16 protein-coding genes, 2 tRNA genes, 2 pseudogenes and 1 other annotated feature are annotated in these 17193 nt (G+C 33.3%); of the genes and pseudogenes, 14 read left to right on the forward strand and 6 right to left on the reverse strand.

All coding sequences use genetic code 11. The features are described from left to right. Positions 1–69: 69 nt before the first annotated feature. From HYQ40_08815 to HYQ40_08825, 3 genes are all read right to left on the reverse strand, one after another. A complete protein-coding gene (locus tag HYQ40_08815; GenBank protein ID MBZ6527881.1) occupies positions 70–840 on the reverse strand; it encodes a hypothetical protein in 771 nt (256 codons plus the stop codon). Between the two features lie 449 nt (positions 841–1289). Next, positions 1290–1934 carry a DUF937 domain-containing protein gene (locus HYQ40_08820; GenBank protein MBZ6527882.1) on the reverse strand — a complete coding sequence of 215 codons (645 nt, stop codon included), beginning with the start codon at positions 1932–1934 and terminating at the stop codon, positions 1290–1292. 123 nt (positions 1935–2057) lie between these two features. Then, complete coding sequence (locus HYQ40_08825; protein ID MBZ6527883.1) at positions 2058–3299, reverse strand: MFS transporter; 1242 nt, start codon at positions 3297–3299, stop codon at positions 2058–2060. Between the two features lie 46 nt (positions 3300–3345). Beyond that, positions 3346–3582: a binding site (T-box leader), on the reverse strand. A gap of 257 nt (positions 3583–3839) precedes the next feature. Here HYQ40_08825 and HYQ40_08830 point away from each other — a divergent pair. The 12 genes and pseudogenes from HYQ40_08830 (at position 3840) to HYQ40_08885 (ending at position 11328) form a co-directional block, all read left to right on the forward strand. Next, on the forward strand, positions 3840–4241 hold the full coding sequence (locus tag HYQ40_08830; protein ID MBZ6527884.1) for a hypothetical protein: 402 nt from the start codon (positions 3840–3842) through the stop codon (positions 4239–4241). Continuing rightward, on the forward strand, positions 4222–4380 hold the full coding sequence (locus HYQ40_08835) for a hypothetical protein (GenBank protein ID MBZ6527885.1): 159 nt from the start codon (positions 4222–4224) through the stop codon (positions 4378–4380). The genes HYQ40_08830 and HYQ40_08835 overlap by 20 nt, the downstream gene beginning before the upstream one ends. Positions 4381–4418: 38 nt before the next feature. After that, on the forward strand, positions 4419–5087 hold the full coding sequence (locus HYQ40_08840) for a hypothetical protein (protein MBZ6527886.1): 669 nt from the start codon (positions 4419–4421) through the stop codon (positions 5085–5087). Positions 5088–5254: 167 nt separating this feature from the next. Then, complete coding sequence (locus HYQ40_08845) at positions 5255–5944, forward strand: hypothetical protein (protein ID MBZ6527887.1); 690 nt, start codon at positions 5255–5257, stop codon at positions 5942–5944. Positions 5945–6152: 208 nt separating this feature from the next. Further along, a complete protein-coding gene (locus HYQ40_08850; GenBank protein ID MBZ6527888.1) occupies positions 6153–6302 on the forward strand; it encodes a hypothetical protein in 150 nt (49 codons plus the stop codon). Positions 6303–6319: 17 nt separating this feature from the next. Next, complete coding sequence (locus HYQ40_08855; protein MBZ6527889.1) at positions 6320–6799, forward strand: hypothetical protein; 480 nt, start codon at positions 6320–6322, stop codon at positions 6797–6799. 584 nt (positions 6800–7383) lie between these two features. Continuing rightward, complete coding sequence (locus tag HYQ40_08860) at positions 7384–8076, forward strand: hypothetical protein (GenBank protein MBZ6527890.1); 693 nt, start codon at positions 7384–7386, stop codon at positions 8074–8076. A gap of 701 nt (positions 8077–8777) precedes the next feature. After that, positions 8778–9035, forward strand: coding sequence for a LysM peptidoglycan-binding domain-containing protein (locus HYQ40_08865; protein ID MBZ6527891.1), 258 nt, complete (start codon positions 8778–8780; stop codon positions 9033–9035). Then, positions 9008–9151: pseudogene (locus tag HYQ40_08870) on the forward strand (LysM peptidoglycan-binding domain-containing protein). The gene HYQ40_08865 and the pseudogene HYQ40_08870 overlap by 28 nt, the downstream one beginning before the upstream one ends. Continuing rightward, positions 9125–9322, forward strand: a pseudogene (locus tag HYQ40_08875) (LysM peptidoglycan-binding domain-containing protein). The pseudogenes HYQ40_08870 and HYQ40_08875 overlap by 27 nt, the downstream one beginning before the upstream one ends. 760 nt (positions 9323–10082) lie before the next feature. Beyond that, positions 10083–10622 (forward strand): hypothetical protein, encoded by a 540-nt coding sequence (locus HYQ40_08880; GenBank protein MBZ6527892.1) that lies wholly within the window; start codon positions 10083–10085, stop codon positions 10620–10622. 226 nt (positions 10623–10848) lie between these two features. Continuing rightward, positions 10849–11328, forward strand: a complete 480-nt coding sequence (locus HYQ40_08885; protein MBZ6527893.1) for a hypothetical protein — start codon at positions 10849–10851, stop codon at positions 11326–11328. 96 nt (positions 11329–11424) lie between these two features. On the opposite strand, the gene HYQ40_08890 is transcribed toward HYQ40_08885, so the two are convergent. From HYQ40_08890 to HYQ40_08900, 3 genes are all read right to left on the reverse strand, one after another. Beyond that, positions 11425–11589, reverse strand: coding sequence for a hypothetical protein (locus HYQ40_08890; GenBank protein MBZ6527894.1), 165 nt, complete (start codon positions 11587–11589; stop codon positions 11425–11427). Positions 11590–12021: 432 nt separating this feature from the next. Next, positions 12022–12094: transfer RNA gene (locus tag HYQ40_08895), tRNA-Thr, on the reverse strand. Positions 12095–12135: 41 nt separating this feature from the next. Further along, positions 12136–12208: transfer RNA gene (locus HYQ40_08900), tRNA-Lys, on the reverse strand. Positions 12209–12364: 156 nt separating this feature from the next. On the opposite strand from HYQ40_08900, the gene HYQ40_08905 reads away from it, so the two are divergent. Continuing rightward, on the forward strand, positions 12365–14125 hold the full coding sequence (locus tag HYQ40_08905) for a DUF2207 domain-containing protein (protein MBZ6527895.1): 1761 nt from the start codon (positions 12365–12367) through the stop codon (positions 14123–14125). A 157-nt stretch (positions 14126–14282) separates the two neighbouring features. Next, positions 14283–17180, forward strand: coding sequence for an insulinase family protein (locus HYQ40_08910; GenBank protein MBZ6527896.1), 2898 nt, complete (start codon positions 14283–14285; stop codon positions 17178–17180). Positions 17181–17193 lie beyond the last annotated feature (13 nt).

Raw genomic sequence — 17193 nt, forward strand, 5'->3', positions numbered from 1 at the left:
AAACCCTGTGCCTACCGCTAAAAACGGTAAGCACAGGGTTTTTAATTTGTTCATATATGATTCAATCTATTACTGTTGAGTTGGCTCTGAGATTGAACCTGTCATAATAATCGCATGCATTGGGTCAATGTGTTTCACTTGGTAAACAACGTTGCCATCTTGCCATACAACAGCATTGTCTTCATAAGTCTCCTTACCAGATGTCCTCAATGTAATTTGTCCTACATTAGATGGTTCTGGGAGATACACTTCTTCTAAATACTCAACGACAGATTGAGCTAGAGGAACAGGGTCTTCTTCATTCATATTGTTTGCTTGAACTAACAGGCTCCAATTGCCTTCTTGCCAATTCAAGTAAGTAGAACCGGCTGCGCCTTGCATATAACCTGTTATACCATACCCTAGATCTACTTCCTCACCTTGAAGATCCAGAACTTGATTCACTGCTTGGATTGCTTCCTCTTCAGTTTGATACGTCATTTTACTTAAAGACGCCACTGGTGTTAATTTATTCACAGCGGGATCATTAACTTCATAAGGTGTATCCTCAGCATAGTAAAAGATATTAAAGTTATCTTGATCTTCAGCTCCCGTTGTTGCGGCTGTCACATATTCTGGCATATCTGGTGTCAGAACATAGGTTGGCAATACATCTTCAGGATACATCTCATCTAACGTATCAACGATTTCTTGCGCATGACCTTTAGGTGAGATTGATTCAGCTTGAACCGTTTGACCTGCTGGTGCAAAAGGAATCATATCTAACTTGGCATTCGGCAGAATTAATTGTGGTAGTGCTAATGTCGATAATAACACGACAGATTTAAAAAATCGTTTCATCACAGTTCGCCTCCTATGAGAATATTGTACTCCTTCTATGACAGAAGTACTAACAATAACTACTGGGAGTTCTGATTTAACTAATAAAATGAATCGAGATGGATTTGAGATTGAGTTCAAATCCACAACACGCATAAATATGGATTTGAGGTTGAGTTCAAATCCACAACACATATAAATATGGATTTGAGATTGAGTTCAAATCCAAAAAACGCAAAATTATGGATTTGAGATTGAGTTCAAATCCAAAAACGCATAAATATGGATTTGAGGTTGAGTTCAAATCCAAAAAACGCATAAATATGGATTTGAGATTGAGTTCAAATCCAAAAAACGCATAAATATGGATTTGAGGTTGAGTTCAAATCCACAAGTCACACAGTAAACAGATAAAAGCATTGAATCTGCTTAAACTCGGTGCAGATCCAATGCTTTTTGTAGTCTTATAATTATTTAAACATATCGAATACATTATCCAACAAACTATCATCCTCTTTTGTTGAACTTGCTGTGTCCTTATTCGAATCATTGCCGAATAAGCCACCTAACATTCCACCAATATCTAGTGGACTTGAATTGTTTTTATTATAGCTTTGAACTGATTCAGTTAATTGTCCTATTACATTACCTGTCTCTTGTTGAACACCTGTCTTATCCAAGTTATTCTTCTTTTTACGGTCTGCAAAATATTTCATCACAATCGGTGCTAATAGAACTAAAACTTTCTTAACGCTTCCGGAAGATAATCCGACAGTGTTAGAGATGCGGTTAACCACGCCATCCTTATTACCAAACACATGACTTAAGATATTATCCCCATCATTTGTATCTACAGTACTAGAAAGTTGATTGATAGAACTGTATTGCTCAACATCTTCATGTTGCTTCAAAGCAGAGTTAAATGATTCACTCCCTGCTTCATCATTCGTATTACGATTGATTCCTTGTAGAATAGCCGGGAGACCAAGTGCCGCGATTTTACTAAAGTCAGAAGTACTTAAACCTGCGCGATTCGCCAGCGTTTCTTGCTCTTCACTTTTGTCATTTGAGACAAACATATCAAATAAATTTGTTGCATTATCGAATAAACTCATATGAATTCTCCTCTTCTACTAATTTGTATCAATTATATTATAAATAGAGAGGAGAGGCTAATATCTCGATTGTTAGCCATTTTATATTAAACCGAAAACCTGATTTATATGAAAATTATTATCTTATAACTCATCAACTAGGCCAGAGTCTTTCCAACTGTTCTCTAATTGATTTATCTTTAGTTTTCTCGAATACTGTACAATTGAAAGGAATATTACAACCATCAGAAGTTCAGTCAAGATTAGAGTAATTCGTAATGGTATTAACATCGACAAACCACTCACAGTCAGAACAATAATCATCTCAAATAATGAATTTAATATATTTAAAGCCGTAGTCAATTGTCCTATCTTGTTCAGCGGGAATACTAGTTGAATAAATGTTCTAAACCCTGTATTGATATAGGCCAGAGCAAAAGAAATTAAGAAAAAACCTATACTTGCTACTTCAAAGTTAGATGAGGTACTGAATATCAGATAACCCATTATATAGGTAAACCCTCCAAATATAATTAATTGCCTAATACTCAATCTCTCTACAACTAAACTATTTAAAATTGAGCCAATCAAAAAACCTGCTCCAGATATACTTACTAACAAACCATATTGTCCATCACTCATCAATAAAACTTGCTTAGAGAATGCCGCTTCAACAGAATCTAATCCAGCGGCAAGAATGAACAAAGAAGAAACTAACAAATAAAAGAACACTATCATACGATTTGTTTTATAATATTCTTTCAAATATCGAACTGCTGCTCTGCTTTCCTCTAAAATTGAGTTTTTATTAGTAGTCATTTCAGGAATAGTATAATCAGTTAAGAAAAATAGTAGAAAACCAGATCCTAAAAGCGCAATAGAATTAATCAATATCGCAAGCAACGGAGTACCTATAGATAAAAGAAACCCAGCTATACCTGGACCAATCAGAAATCCTCCTGAACTCACAAGGCTATTCCAGGAATTAAATTTCTTTATCTTCTTTTTTGGTATAGCCAAAGTAATGTAGCTAATACTCAAAGGTTCATAAATTGAAATACAAACTTGAATAAAAAATACAATTACATAAATGTACACCAAATTTTGACTCAAAACTAACATTCCAACCAGTGACGCTCTCAATAAACTGAGTGAAATCATCCATTTCTTTTTAGATAGTCTATCAATATATGGACTTGAAATCATACTGGTAAGTATATCAGCAATGGGACGTATGACATACAATAGTCCTACAGTGAATGCATTCCCTCCTTGATTTAGAATCATCATATTTAATGCTATGAAATAGATCCACTCCCCGACGTTAGCTAGACCAACACTTGTAAGTAAATAAAATATTTCTATATCCTTTTTGTTAGTTTTCATTACTCATCCCTCCTCATAAAAAAAAGCCACTCCTAAGAAATAAATTCTTAGGAGTGACTTTTATCACGGTACCATCCTTATTGAAGCACATTGCTTCCTCTTGTTTCGGTACCAACATAATACCTAGCCTGTAAACGGAGGCGACCGTCTGTTTATCAGCTTCTTATACATCCAAACAGCAGCTAGTAAGACTTGTTTCATCACTTCTCATGTACCTAATCCCAGTAACATAGGCTCTCTTAAACAATTAAAGTAATTACTCTTCTTATTCTAATGCATTTATAATATTTACGTTACTTTATCATAATCAAAAAAATTAATCTACATGAATAGTGAAAATATTTTGTCTTTGATAATGAGGGGTTACTTGAAAGGCGCTGATAAGATTAAAGTTTTAAACGAAAAAAATAGCTTAGAATGATATACTTTAGAGTATCAAAATATAATCCAATATATTGAAATGAAGAGGGTTATTATTTAAAGGACGATTGGTTAGATTTTAGTGACGTTGGACACAGTAACTCTGGTGAGTTATTAACAATGGAAAAATATATTGAAACTGAGTCTGCTTATGTAAATGTTGCTTTAGATACAGCAAGAATTTTAAATGTTAAGACTCTTCAATTAAAAATGGTAGAGAGACACAATGATGAAGAACTGGGTAATTTTTTTGGGATGCATCCAGATATAGATTTAAAAAATGACAAAGAAATAGAATTTGGTTTATTCGATGAGATTTTACGTTTGCTTCTTAGAGGAGCTTTTTGGGCAAAACTCGTTAGTGAAAGATTAGAAATTCACTTTGGTTATGACTACTATATGTATATCGGTGTGATCGAAAAGTTGGTCGAAGCTAAATCAATTCCAGAAAAACATGGTTTATTTATTGAAAATCGAACTTCTCCATATATTGATAATGAAGATGATAGTAATGAAAGCTAATACACCGCAAAAAGATTTGTACAAAGATGCTGCGCTTCGATGGGATGTAGAAGGCTCGTTTCGAGGTAGTAAAGGAATCTGGGAATTAGTTGTAGACTTACAAGATAAAAAAATTCTTCACTTTCTTTTTAGTAATTAAATTCCAATACAGTAATATACAGGAAAGGTGTGTCTCTAATGATATTTAATAAAGAAAAAGTAGGTACACTATTTGATTATAGTCGCTATATAAATGGTGAAAATATACCAACGGATGTCATTTTTTCTTATAAATTAAACGGTATCAAACTACTTCTTAGTATTTATGTGTACGAAAAATCAATCTTTTTAAGGGTCATTGAGAAGAATAATGTAATCTGTAGAATTAATTTTGAAAATATTACAGAAGTTGTTAAAGAAAAAGAAACAATTTACTTTTATCATGATAATTTATTAAAATTCAAATTAACGCTATCAGATAAAATTGTTTTAACTCTTGTTGATTCAAAGAAAGAAACTAATCTTTACGAAGTATTAAAAATAGATGATCTTGATATGTTGGAATTATTTTGGATGGAGGGTGAGATTCGTCAAACTCAAACTGGTAAATCTTTAGTATATTCAAGGGCAATTAAAAATCAGAAAGTATTTTTAGAGATATTTAAAGATAGTAACAGAATTTCCTTCGAGGTCATCAATAATGATATTTTTATGATGAATGGACATATTAATCAGATCACTCATTTGATAAAGAAAGATACTGCATTAATCGTCAATAGAAATTGTGAAAATTATATTAAAGTTGATATGAATGATTTCATTTCAGTCAGCGTCAACGATACAAATACAATTTATGGATCGTTTTAAATTATCAAGTGAATTTTAAACGAATTTCAAAAAAATGATTAATATATATATGGTAATGCCATAAAAAAATTACTCATCGTATTAAATAACAATTAGTGGCCTCTTTGATTGCATAAAATAATTTTTTTCATTTTTTGAATCACAATTATGATAAGGAGGTTTATGTTATGGTTCTTTATAAACATAACGAATTACTTACTTTCTTTGACCGTTTCACTCATACACTCTCAAACAGAGACTCAGGTACACCTGTTTATACAGATTATTATTTAATAAAAGACTCAATTAGTATGTTATTACATCTTGATGTTTTTGAAGATAAATTGAGACTATATCACACTAAAAATGATAAGCCATTACTTGATATGAGCAACACCAAAGTAAGTATAATAAAAAAAGAAAATAATTCACTAATTTTTTTAAATAATTCCGATACTTCGACGGAAGCGTTGAAGATGGAATTTATATTCGAAGAATCAGTTTCTGTAAGAATCTATAATCAAGAACGTGTTAAGCAAGTAGATAAACCAATACAGTATGATACATATGACATGCTCGAACTATTTTGGATGGAAGAAGACACGATTAAAAAGACGGAGTCTCATCATATCGTCCAATATACAAGAACAATCAATGAAGTGACTATAAACTTTCGATTTGATATTTTACAAAATACAGTTGAAATAGAAATATTTGATCAACAGCATGTCTATTTAACCAGTTTTATAAATAATATTTCAAAGCTTACTACAGAAGATAATATGCTTACTATTTACCGCCAGGAGAGAGCAATTGCCAAAATTTTCTTGAACGATAAAGTTTATATTCTATTTGAGAATGAGTTTTATTACGATTAGATTTAAGTATGTACCAATAGAAAAACGATATTTTTTAAAGTGGACTTTAGTGCCTAATCATCTATATAAGTTGTTATCATATCTTTTTGACTTTAAATAAATATAATAGACATATTATCTTCTAATAATTAGCTAGTTTATGAGTTGGTGCCAATTTTTATCTTCTTTTATTGAGATATCATCAGCCAATGGTGAAGGAAATACAATATTGGAACGTACTTTTGATAGTGAAGGTAAAGCTTTACATGACAAACATTATAGTGACCACGGTAATGCCAAAAACCATCCTAAAGTTCCTCATGAACATGATTGGGACTGGTCTAATCCGAATAAACCTAATATGGGAGATTGGTATTAACAGAAAGGAACAAGATAATGAAAGGTATAATAATAAATAAATTTAAGCACAATTATTTCACCAATATGTCGGAAATCTTTAACTTGCTTCCAAAGGAAGAACTGGATAAAAATTGGTTAATCAGTGATTATGTCCATACAAGTGAAGAAAATAAAATCATACCCTATTATCAAGAATATGTTTTTTTTAACGGACATGAGTTAAAAAGAATATTGAACGAAACAGAGCTTCAATTTGTATGGGGTGTATTTACAAGTTTTGACAAACGAATCAGCTACGAGGAAATATCAAGTCATCCTTTTCCTCTTTCAGATGGCAATAAAGAAATGTGGGACCTAGATATACACATATTACATCCTTTAGGTGATACTGAGATTATCCCTTGGGATGCATCATTAGTTTTAATGAAGAGTAAAAATCCTCAGCTTATTGATTCTTATAGAAAAGAATTCCCTCATAATCAAGATTTATATGAGTATTTAACTGAAGAAGAATGAAATTTTTAATGCTATCTATATAAATAGTCGTATTTCAAAACACAAGTATATCTAGGTTATCAAACCAAAGGTACACTTGTGTTTTTATTAAAGTTTATTAGTTTTAAAAAACTCTTATGAAACTCACAATAATGACAACAACAAAAGAAGTAGTTTTAAAATTTTTTAGCCTCATAATAGCATCTCGCTTTGATTAACAACACACCCTAGGATTTGGGGGGAATAATTCTAATATTAATAGCTATTAAATTGATAGGACTAATAAAAGTACGAGAATCAATAAGTAAGTGAAATATCCAATGTTTTTAGCTTTTATTAAAGAGGTGCTCACAACACCTTATTTAATAAGTATTTCAAGACCAATAGTGAGTATTAGTATTATCGTGGCTATTATGTGGCTAATTGAATCGGCTGGTGGGTTGGAAATATTAAAATAGGTAATCCTTCCCACTATAAATAACACGGATTTAAATAAACATTGATTAGATTAAAATTTTACTACCAGCTTGAAATAATTTTTATGTTTTTTTTAGTTAAGTCATTAACTGAATATATAATCTAGATTTTTTAAAGGAGAATTTGAAATGGTTTTATTAAAACATGATGAAATACTCACTTTTTTTGATGATTTTATTCATAAGCTTTCAAACGGTGAAACAGGTATACCTGTTCAAACAAATTATTTTTTGACAAAAGATTCACTAAGCATGTTATTATTTATTGATATTTTTGAAGATTATATAAAAATATATCGCAATAAAAATAAATCAGAATTTCTATATTTGAGTTTTTCTAGAATTAAAGAAATAAAAAAGGAAAACAATTCCTTAAAGTTTCTTCAATTTTCAAACAATACAAGTGACAATTTAAGAATGGAATTAATATTTGATGAGCTTTTTTCAGTAAGGACGTATCATAATACATTAGTGAAAGAAGTAAATTATCCCATAAAGTATGACTCATACGATATGTTGGAATTATTTTGGATGGAAGAAGAGACGATTCAGAAAAACGAATCTCACCATATTGTTCATTATTCAAGAACTATCGATGAAATAACTATATACTTTCAATTCGATATCTTAAAAAATACAGTTGATATTAAAGTATCTGAAAAAGATTATATCTTGTTATCGAGCACGATGAATAATGTTTCAAGCTTAAGACGAGATGAAAATATGTTAATTATTTATCGCAAGGATAAAGCACTAGCTATTATCTCCTTGAAAAATAAAATTCATGTTACTTATACTAGTGAATTGGACTACAATATTTAAAGTATTACTAAGACTATTTCTAATTTCGTTGATTTAAAATATATTCGAGTATAATTTCACCGAAACAAGCAGAAGTATTGAAAAATGAATCTTCACCTGAAAAACTCCAAGCGTTACTAGTTGAAATATTTGATGCAGTGAATCAAAACTTTGAAGACTTTGAATTATTAGATGCGATCATTTTAAATAGCAGTGATGAAGATCTTGAAAAATTATTCAATGTTGAAACCGATGAAGAGTTAGTAATAGAATTATCGAAACTTTATAATAAATATACGAATGGGAATATTTCACATAATTCTCCTTTTAGATTTGCAATCGCAGCTCCAGTGATATGGAGTGGTCTTGCTACGGCAGGAAAGGCTATATTAACTGGACTTAGTGCAGCTGGTGCGTACTATTTAGGCAATAGAGTTGGTCATGCTCTTACAGCCAAACAAACAGCTCAGAAACGAGTAACTCTATCTAATTCTTATCAAGCACAGGCATATTCCAGTAAACAAGCTAAGAATAACACAATTAGAACAGTAATTAATAAAGTTCCATCTCTTACTGCTCATGCTTTGTCTTTTCTAAGACAAGCACAAAAAAATGTTATAGCACAAGCAAGACAAGAACAACAAAGTCGATCTCGAACTCAAATTGTAAGTCAAGCTGTCTCTATCGCTCAAGATATTGCTAACAAACTTGCAGAAAAAAGAATGCTAGAAAAAGGGAGAATACAACATACTGCAACGAACACTGGCGGAGGGACGAGTTATTATACCCCAATTAATGCGACTGAAAATGTTGTTGTGCGAATTCCTACTGCTGTTCACTCTGTTCAAAGTGGTGATTCAGTCTATGGGATTGCTAACAAATATGGTATTTCAACGGATGACCTCATTAATTGGAATAATATTATAAATAATTTTATTCACCCTGGGGAAACATTAATTGTCAGACAATTCATACAGTAGCAACCGGTGACACTCTATATAGTCTTGCTTTAAAATATGCGACAACCCTCGAAAAATTACAAGAATGGAACAATCTAACAACTTCTTATATTTTTCCAGGGCAACCACTTGTAGTTAAGACAACTGAAAATGGAATCAGTAACAATCATTCTAATTCAACTTATACAGTAAAGTTAAATGATTCAATTTGGAGAATAGCACATAACTTTGGTATCACGATGGATGACTTAGTCAAATGGAATAATATAACTAATAATACAATTCATCCTGGTGATATTTTAACTGTTAGAGAACCTATGACCACACCTATAAATTTATCAGATGTTGCTGATAAATATGTAGTTAAATCAAATGATTCAATTTGGAGAATAGCTTTTGATAATGACATTTCAATGGATGAATTAATTGAATGGAACAATATTATTAATAATACGATTCATCCTGGTGATATATTAACTGTTTCAAAGCCATCAATTCGCCAAATAGAACAAATTGTCACTTCTACTAAATACGTGACAAGAGCACATGATACAGTTTATCGAATTGCTAACTTTTTTGGTGTAACAATGTCTGAATTAATCGCAGCTAATGATATTAAAAATAACTTGATTCTTGTAGGACAGACTTTAATAATACCTGATACGCCGTTAGTCAACAGAAGAGTGTTTGAAAGTTATACTGTTAAAGCAGGTGATTCTGTCTGGGGACTAGCAGAAATGTTTGCTGTAACCATGAGTGAAGTTATACTATGGAATGGTATTGAAAATTATACAATCCATCCTGGGCAAGTAATCATCGGATCTGTCATTTCAAATCCAGAAGCGACAAAAATTGCGAAGGAATTAGGCTATAGAAAAACAAAAGAGATATCTCATGGAAACCCTGTGTACGAGAACAAAAAAGGGAAACCAAAATATATTTCACCTGATAAAGATATTCATAGCGGAGGTTACTGGAAAGGTGCTGATAAAATTAATGATCTGCAGAATAGGGATAGAAGAAAAGGGACTTACTCAAAAGATTTAAAGGAAAGAATAGGAGATTAAAATGATATACTTTAGAGTATCAAAATATAATCCAATATATCGAAATGAAGAGGGTTATTATTTAAAGGACGATTGGTTAGATTTTAGTGACGTTGGACACAGTAACTCTGGTGAGTTATTAACAATGGAAAAATATATTGAAACTGAGTCTGCTTATGTAAATGTTGCTTTAGATACAGCAAGAATTTTAAATGTTAAGACTCTTCAATTAAAAATGGTAGAGAGACACAATGATGAAGAACTGGGTAATTTTTTTGGGATGCATCCAGATATAGATTTAAAAAATGACAAAGAAATAGAATTTGGTTTATTCGATGAGATTTTACGTTTGCTTCTTAGAGGAGCTTTTTGGGCAAAACTCGTTAGTGAAAGATTAGAAATTCACTTTGGTTATGACTACTATATGTATATCGGTGTGATCGAAAAGTTGGTCGAAGCTAAATCAATTCCAGAAAAACATGGTTTATTTATTGAAAATCGAACTTCTCCATATATTGAGAGTGAAGATGATATGGAAGAAGAATATGATAGTGACGATTAAATAATTTAGAATGTTTCAAAAAAACTTAACCATAAGCGTGTATATTCAAAAAGCGTACTTCAAGTTTACTACGAAACACTACAAACCTTTGACGATTAATTTGTGATTTATCATTAATAAACTCGAATGATACTATTATCCTTGCTTCGATAAGATAGAGACGGCTTGTTTCGAGGTAGTAAGAGGTAGTAATAGGATATTGGTATTATCAGAAAGGAACAAGATAATGAAAGGATTAATAATAAATCACTCGAAGCATGATGGTTTACCAAAAATGTCAGAAATTTTTAATCTTCTTCCGGAGGAAGAACTCGAAAAAAATTGGCTAATTAGTGATTATATACATACTGGCGAAGAATTTGGTGCTATACCATATAATGGGGTAAATGCTTTCTTTAGTGGATATGAATTAAAAAGAATCTTGAGTGAAACAGGCTTATTCTTCATATGGGGTGTATTTACAAGTTTTGACAAACGAATCAGCTACGAGGAAATATCAAGTCATCCTTTTCCTCTTTCAGATGGCAACAAAGAAATGTGGGACCTAGATATACATATATTACATCCTTTAGGTGATACTGAGATTATCCCATGGGATGCATCATTAGTTTTAATGAAGAGTAAAAACCCTCAGCTAATTGATTCTTATAGAAAAGAATTCCCTCATAACCAGGATTTATATGAGTATCTAACTGAAGAGGATTGAAATTTTTAATGCTATCTATATAAATAGTCGTATTTAAAAACACAAGCATAACGAGGTTATCTAACCAAAGTTACGCTTGTGTTTTTTATAAATTTTTTAGTTCAAAAAATCCTTTATGAAATTCGCAACCATTTCAGATAAGTCTTGCCCAAAGAAGGCTAAGAAAATACCATCCATAATTGTTTCGACAGTCTTATAGCTTATGATAGTGATGATAACAAAAAGAAATATCTTTAAGCGTTTGTTTTTTTCTTGTCTCAAAAAATCCCCTTCTCATTATTTGAATATTATTATCTCTCAATCATTAGATTTGAATTTATTCTAACATAAAAAGTTCTTTTCACATTATCGAAAGCCTTATCTTTAGAGTCAGATATTGAATTATCAATTGCCTGTGCAAATGAGCGTACTGAATATTTGCTCACATCTGTGCTTCATTCTTTGGCCAATTGGTTAACAATAAATCCTACTTGCCTTAAGTCATATGCTCGAATCAGTCCTACTTTTTTTTTGGAGTGTGTTGATTCCAAGTGCAATGCGTTTATCATTCTTTAGATGTTCATCAAGATTTGATAATAAAGGTAAGGCGACTTTTAATCCGTGGGTCAATCTTTAAATACTAAAAACTAAATTATATTTTAAAATTCTCCACAAAAAAACATCCCTACCGAAGTAAGGATGTAGTGTATGTAATGCCGGCTAAAGGAGTTGAACCCTCGACCCTCTGATTACAAATCAGATGCTCTACCAACTGAGCTAAGCCGGCGTGTTACATATTGACTAACCATTATAATAATAAGATTAGTATGACCCGCGCAGGAATCGAACCTGCGACCCACTGATTAAAAGTCAGTTGCTCTACCGACTGAGCTAGCGAGTCGTTTTGACGACCTATATATAATACGATATTTCCATACCTTTTGTCAACACTTTTATGAAAGTTTTTTTAAAAACTTTTTAACCTTGTTTGTTATTGATATGACGGTCTTTTGATATGTGGTAAAATAATCATACAAACAAAAGGAAGTGATTAAGTATGAAACGAATTTTTATTACTCTTAGTATTATACTCGGAAGTGCCCTCACTTTGCAAGGGGAAAAAGTGTTCGCTGATAATAATATTCATTCCATTGATATTTCAGTTGAACTTCAAGAAGATGGTTCCGCTATCATTGAAGAAACGCGGAACATGACAGCGGATGACGGAACAGAGCTTTATATTGAGTTGAATAATTTACAAGATTTAGAGGTTTCGAATTTCTCTGTCGAAGGATTTCAATTCAACCCTGTCTGGGATTCAGATGATTCCTTAGAAGAAAAAGAGGGATACTACGGTGTGATTCGAGACGGTGATGACGTCGAACTGGTTTGGGGAATGGGCGAACATGGAGAAAAGACATATCGTCTAACTTATACACTATCGAATGTTGTTCGAAATTTAGATGACGGGCAAGGACTACTCTGGAACTTCGATACTTTCTTAGGCATTCCCACCGACGAGTTAGAATTAACGGTTGATTCTCCCATTGGTTTATCTCAAGAGAACACAAACTTTTGGGGATATGGTTTCGATGGCGATATACAGATGAATGGTGATCAAATTGTCTGGATCTCTGAAGAATCTCTAGACGATGGAAACAATGTGACTGTCTTACTACAGTTCCCCGAAAATTTATTTAATACAACAGCAAGTATCGATATGACACTTGAGGAACAACGTGATATGGCAAATGAAGGCTCATCTTACAATGAATCTTCATCATCAGAGAATAATTGGATTCCTTTTCTTATTATTGGCCTTACCCTAATTCCAGGTTTGGGTATCTCCACTGCAGTTTTAGCATACTACCAAAAAGTTCGTAAAGTAAAACGCGAAAACAATGCGATGATCACAGGGCCTCAACGAATTAAGCAGTTTCAAAACCATCCAACGGATGTTATTCCTGAATACGGTGATGATATAGCGAATGTAGCCTACCTTCTTCAAGAAATTCAAGCAGGTCACTTTGAAGACTATTTTGCTGCTTACTTAACCAAGTGGTTGGATGAGGAGCGCATTGAGATGGAAACTTTTGCGACTAAAAAGACGTTTAGTGAAAAATACACCACTTATATTCGCATTAAAGATTTTGAGCACCAAACAACTCCTATGACTTTTGACCAATGGATTGCGAATCCACCAACAGACTCAACAATTGAAGAAGGTATGTGGTTGATGTTGTTAGATGCTTCGGACAATCATGGAGAGATTGATTCTGTGGTCATGCAAACATGGGGGCAAAAACATGCAGATGAGATGACTGAGTTTGAGAAACTACTCAAAGAACGTTCAATGAAATATTTATCTGACCAAGGATATATAAACTTTGTCACAAAAGAAGTTTGGAATCGTCCTGTCGTGATTGCACAAGCAGCACCTGAAGGCGATGAATTTTTTGACCAGATAGGTCATTATATTGCTTACGTCGACAAAGTTGAAATCGATAAATTAGATATGGACGATAACAATATGGCACCTATTCTAATTTGGGCACTTATTGGTGGTTCTGCAACAAAGTTAGCCCAACAGTTTGAAAGTATTCTTCCGATGAAAGGTGCGTATGATGGTACAACAACATACACGACACCTCATTACTGGCATAGTACGATGCATTTCCGCCAAAATTGGTCCTCTGGGCTCTCAAGCGGTGGATTCAACTCAACAGTCATCGGAGATAGTAGCGGCGGTTCTGGTGGTTCTACGTCGTCTGGTGGCGGTGGTGGAGCCGGCGGGGGCGGAGGAGGTGGAGCAAGATAGTTTGCTCTCTCCAACTTATACTTAAATTTTAAGCGAACAGATTCTTCATGAGTCCGTTCGCTCTTTTACTGTTGTCATAAAGCTACTTTCCTTGTATTCCCTAACAATTAAATATAAAATATGCTAATAGTATGTAAATTTCAAACTGGAGGATTGTATGACTTTTAAATTAATCGAAACCAAACAATTAAACGATATTCACTCAGTCGGTAAGTTATATGAGCACGAGGAAACTGGCGCTCAAGTATTACATTTAGATAATGATGATACAAACAAAGCATTTACGATTGCTTTCAAAACACCACCCTACGATGATAATGGGATTGCTCACATCTTAGAACACTCGGTCTTAAACGGGTCAAAGAAATTCCCATCTAAAGAACCTTTCGTTGAATTAATCAAAGGGTCTCTTAATACGTTTGTCAATGCGATGACATTCTCAGACAAGACGATTTACCCTGTTGCATCAACCAATCAAAAAGACTTCTCAAACTTAATGAGCGTTTATTTAGATGCGGTTTTCCAACCTCTTATCTATACAAATTCTCAAATTCTTGAACAAGAAGGTTGGCATTATCATCTTGAAAATGCTGAAGATGACTTGATATATAAAGGTGTTGTATACAACGAGATGAAAGGGGCCACTGCGTCACCAGACAGTCAATTGTATACAGCCATTCAAAAATATCTATACAAAGGGACGCCTTATGAATTCGAATCAGGTGGTTTACCATCAGCCATCCCATCGCTAACACAAGAAGATTTTATTGATTTTCATAAAAAATATTATCATCCAAGTAGTTCTCTAACGATTCTATACGGAGACTTAGATACGGATCATGCATTTGATTTATTAGCTTCTTACTTTGATGGTAAAGGAACATTAGATGAGTCATCGACTGATTTAACGTTTGAAGCCACTCAACCGGAAGAACAAGATGTTGAGTTAACTTATTCAATTACAGATGGGGATGACCCTAAAGATAAAGATTACTTAGCCATCGCTTGGCATACCGCAACAGCGTCGGATTCATTAGAACAACATGGTCTTCGCGTATTAGCTGAGATTTTATTTGGAAACAACCAAGCGCCACTGAAGAAAGCTTTATTAGATGCCCAAATCGGCGGAGACATTGATGGAGACTTCTTCCAAGCTGGTTTCCCTGCAGTCTTCTCAATCGATGCAAAATACAGTGATACAGCAAATATGGATCGTTTCAAAGAAGTCGTTGAAACAACTTTAACGCAACTTGTTGAAGACGGCATTTCAAAAGAATTAATCAAAGCTGCTTTAAACAAAATTACATTCCGTTTAAAAGAATCTGTAATTTCTGAAAGTAACCCACGTGGTGTTCTATATGCCATCAGTTCATTGAATACATGGTTATATGATTTATCACCTTTTGAATCATTAGAATTCTCGGATAAGCTTGATTTACTGGCGAAACTATCTGAGGAAGGTTACTTTGAACAACTGATTCAAGATAAGTTATTAAACAATACAAAGCGTGTTAACATCAAACTTAAAGCAGATCCCGGTAAGAATGATGCTATCGAGAAAGAAACGCTAGCGAAGTTACAAGAATACAAAGCAAGCCTTTCTGACACAGAAATTGACGCTTTAGTTGAGCAAACTCAATCATTAATCGCTCGCCAAGAAGCACCTGATAAACCAGAGGATTTAGCTACTATCCCAACGCTAGACAAATCAGATTTATCAACTGAAACGGAAGATTACCCACTTGAGGAAAGTTCTTTATTCGAAGGAACAACTCTCTATCACGCTGATCAATTCACTTCAGGCATTGATTATCTCGATTTCTACTTTGATGTATCTGACTTTGAAGCAGATGATTACTTATTACTAAGCTACTTGAGTCAATTATTAGGGGATTTACCTACTGAGAATTATTCTGTTGCAGAATTACAAACTCAAATCGACTTACACACCGGTGGCATTAACGGTGGAGTGATTGTATTCGAAACAGTAACGGGTGAGTTGAAGCCTTACTTCACACTTCGTGGAAAAGCACTTGAAGAATCATTCAGTAAGTTAGTTGATCTAATCCATGAGATTATGACATCGACACAATTCACAGACAATACTGAATTACTGAATATTACACAACGTCATATTTCAGACTTTGAAGATGATATTAACCATGGCGCACACGTTCTTGCTGCAGCACGTGCATTAAGCCAAGTGAAACCGGTAAGTAAATTAGGTGAGATGATTAATGGTATCGACCAATTTAACTTTACAAAAGAGATATTAGAAAAACTAAAAGTAAAAGATGTGACTGAATTAAGCGAGAAGCTAGAAGCGATGCTGAACCGTTTATTGAACAAGCAACGTATCAATGCACTTTATATCGGTGAAGCAAGTCGATTAGAAGAAGTAACATCTGCGTTAACAACAACTTTTGATTCATTATCAAGTGAGCCATTAGGCGAGCCTGTTATTTATCAAGCAGGTGAGAAAATGAATGAAGCCTTCGTCACAGCACAAGATGTAAACTATGTCGGATTTGCTTCTGATGCAACTGGCGAATTGGCTTACAGTGGGTCATCACTCGTTTTATCAACATTCTTGCGTTATGATTACTTATGGAATAATATTCGTGTTAAAGGTGGCGCTTATGGTTCAATGTTCCGTCACAACTTAAATGGTGACTTCCAATTAAGTTCATACCGAGACCCTAATATTCGAAAAACCATTGATGCATACCATGGCATTCCAGAGTTCATCGAAACGCTAGAACTTGATGAAGCCAGCTTATTGAAATCAATCATTGGTACTCTAAGTAATTTAGACCAACCATTGTCAGCTTATCATAAAGGGAAACGTGCTTTCTCTCGTCATCAAGTAGGACGTACAACTGCTGATGTCATTCAGCTGAAAGAAGAAGTATTAGCAACAACTGAAGCGAATTTAACCGCTTTAAGTGAAGGATTCAAGACAGTCCTTAATAAAGGAACGATTGCGGTAATTGGTAATAAAGCTCAAATCGAGCAAGATCGTGATCACTTTGATGAAATACATGAACTATATTAAACACATAAAGATA

It is taken from the genome of Aerococcaceae bacterium DSM 111021, assembly GCA_020112395.1.
In the GTDB taxonomy this organism is placed as follows: Bacteria; Bacillota; Bacilli; order Lactobacillales; family Aerococcaceae; genus Ruoffia.

Excerpts from the sequence above, each read along its gene's own strand:
- HYQ40_08825 (MBZ6527883.1), bottom strand. The coding sequence starts at position 3,299 with ATGAAAACTAACAAAAAGGATATAGAAATATTTTATTTACTTACAAGT.
- HYQ40_08840 (MBZ6527886.1), top strand. The coding sequence starts at position 4,419 with ATGATATTTAATAAAGAAAAAGTAGGTACACTATTTGATTATAGTCGC.
- HYQ40_08845 (MBZ6527887.1), top strand. The coding sequence starts at position 5,255 with ATGGTTCTTTATAAACATAACGAATTACTTACTTTCTTTGACCGTTTC.
- HYQ40_08865 (MBZ6527891.1), top strand. The coding sequence starts at position 8,778 with ATGCTAGAAAAAGGGAGAATACAACATACTGCAACGAACACTGGCGGA.
- HYQ40_08910 (MBZ6527896.1), top strand. The coding sequence starts at position 14,283 with ATGACTTTTAAATTAATCGAAACCAAACAATTAAACGATATTCACTCA.
- HYQ40_08815 (MBZ6527881.1), bottom strand. The coding sequence starts at position 840 with ATGAAACGATTTTTTAAATCTGTCGTGTTATTATCGACATTAGCACTA.
- HYQ40_08820 (MBZ6527882.1), bottom strand. The coding sequence starts at position 1,934 with ATGAGTTTATTCGATAATGCAACAAATTTATTTGATATGTTTGTCTCA.
- HYQ40_08835 (MBZ6527885.1), top strand. The coding sequence starts at position 4,222 with ATGATAGTAATGAAAGCTAATACACCGCAAAAAGATTTGTACAAAGAT.
- HYQ40_08860 (MBZ6527890.1), top strand. The coding sequence starts at position 7,384 with ATGGTTTTATTAAAACATGATGAAATACTCACTTTTTTTGATGATTTT.
- HYQ40_08880 (MBZ6527892.1), top strand. The coding sequence starts at position 10,083 with ATGATATACTTTAGAGTATCAAAATATAATCCAATATATCGAAATGAA.
- HYQ40_08830 (MBZ6527884.1), top strand. The coding sequence starts at position 3,840 with ATGGAAAAATATATTGAAACTGAGTCTGCTTATGTAAATGTTGCTTTA.
- HYQ40_08855 (MBZ6527889.1), top strand. The coding sequence starts at position 6,320 with ATGAAAGGTATAATAATAAATAAATTTAAGCACAATTATTTCACCAAT.
- HYQ40_08885 (MBZ6527893.1), top strand. The coding sequence starts at position 10,849 with ATGAAAGGATTAATAATAAATCACTCGAAGCATGATGGTTTACCAAAA.
- HYQ40_08905 (MBZ6527895.1), top strand. The coding sequence starts at position 12,365 with ATGAAACGAATTTTTATTACTCTTAGTATTATACTCGGAAGTGCCCTC.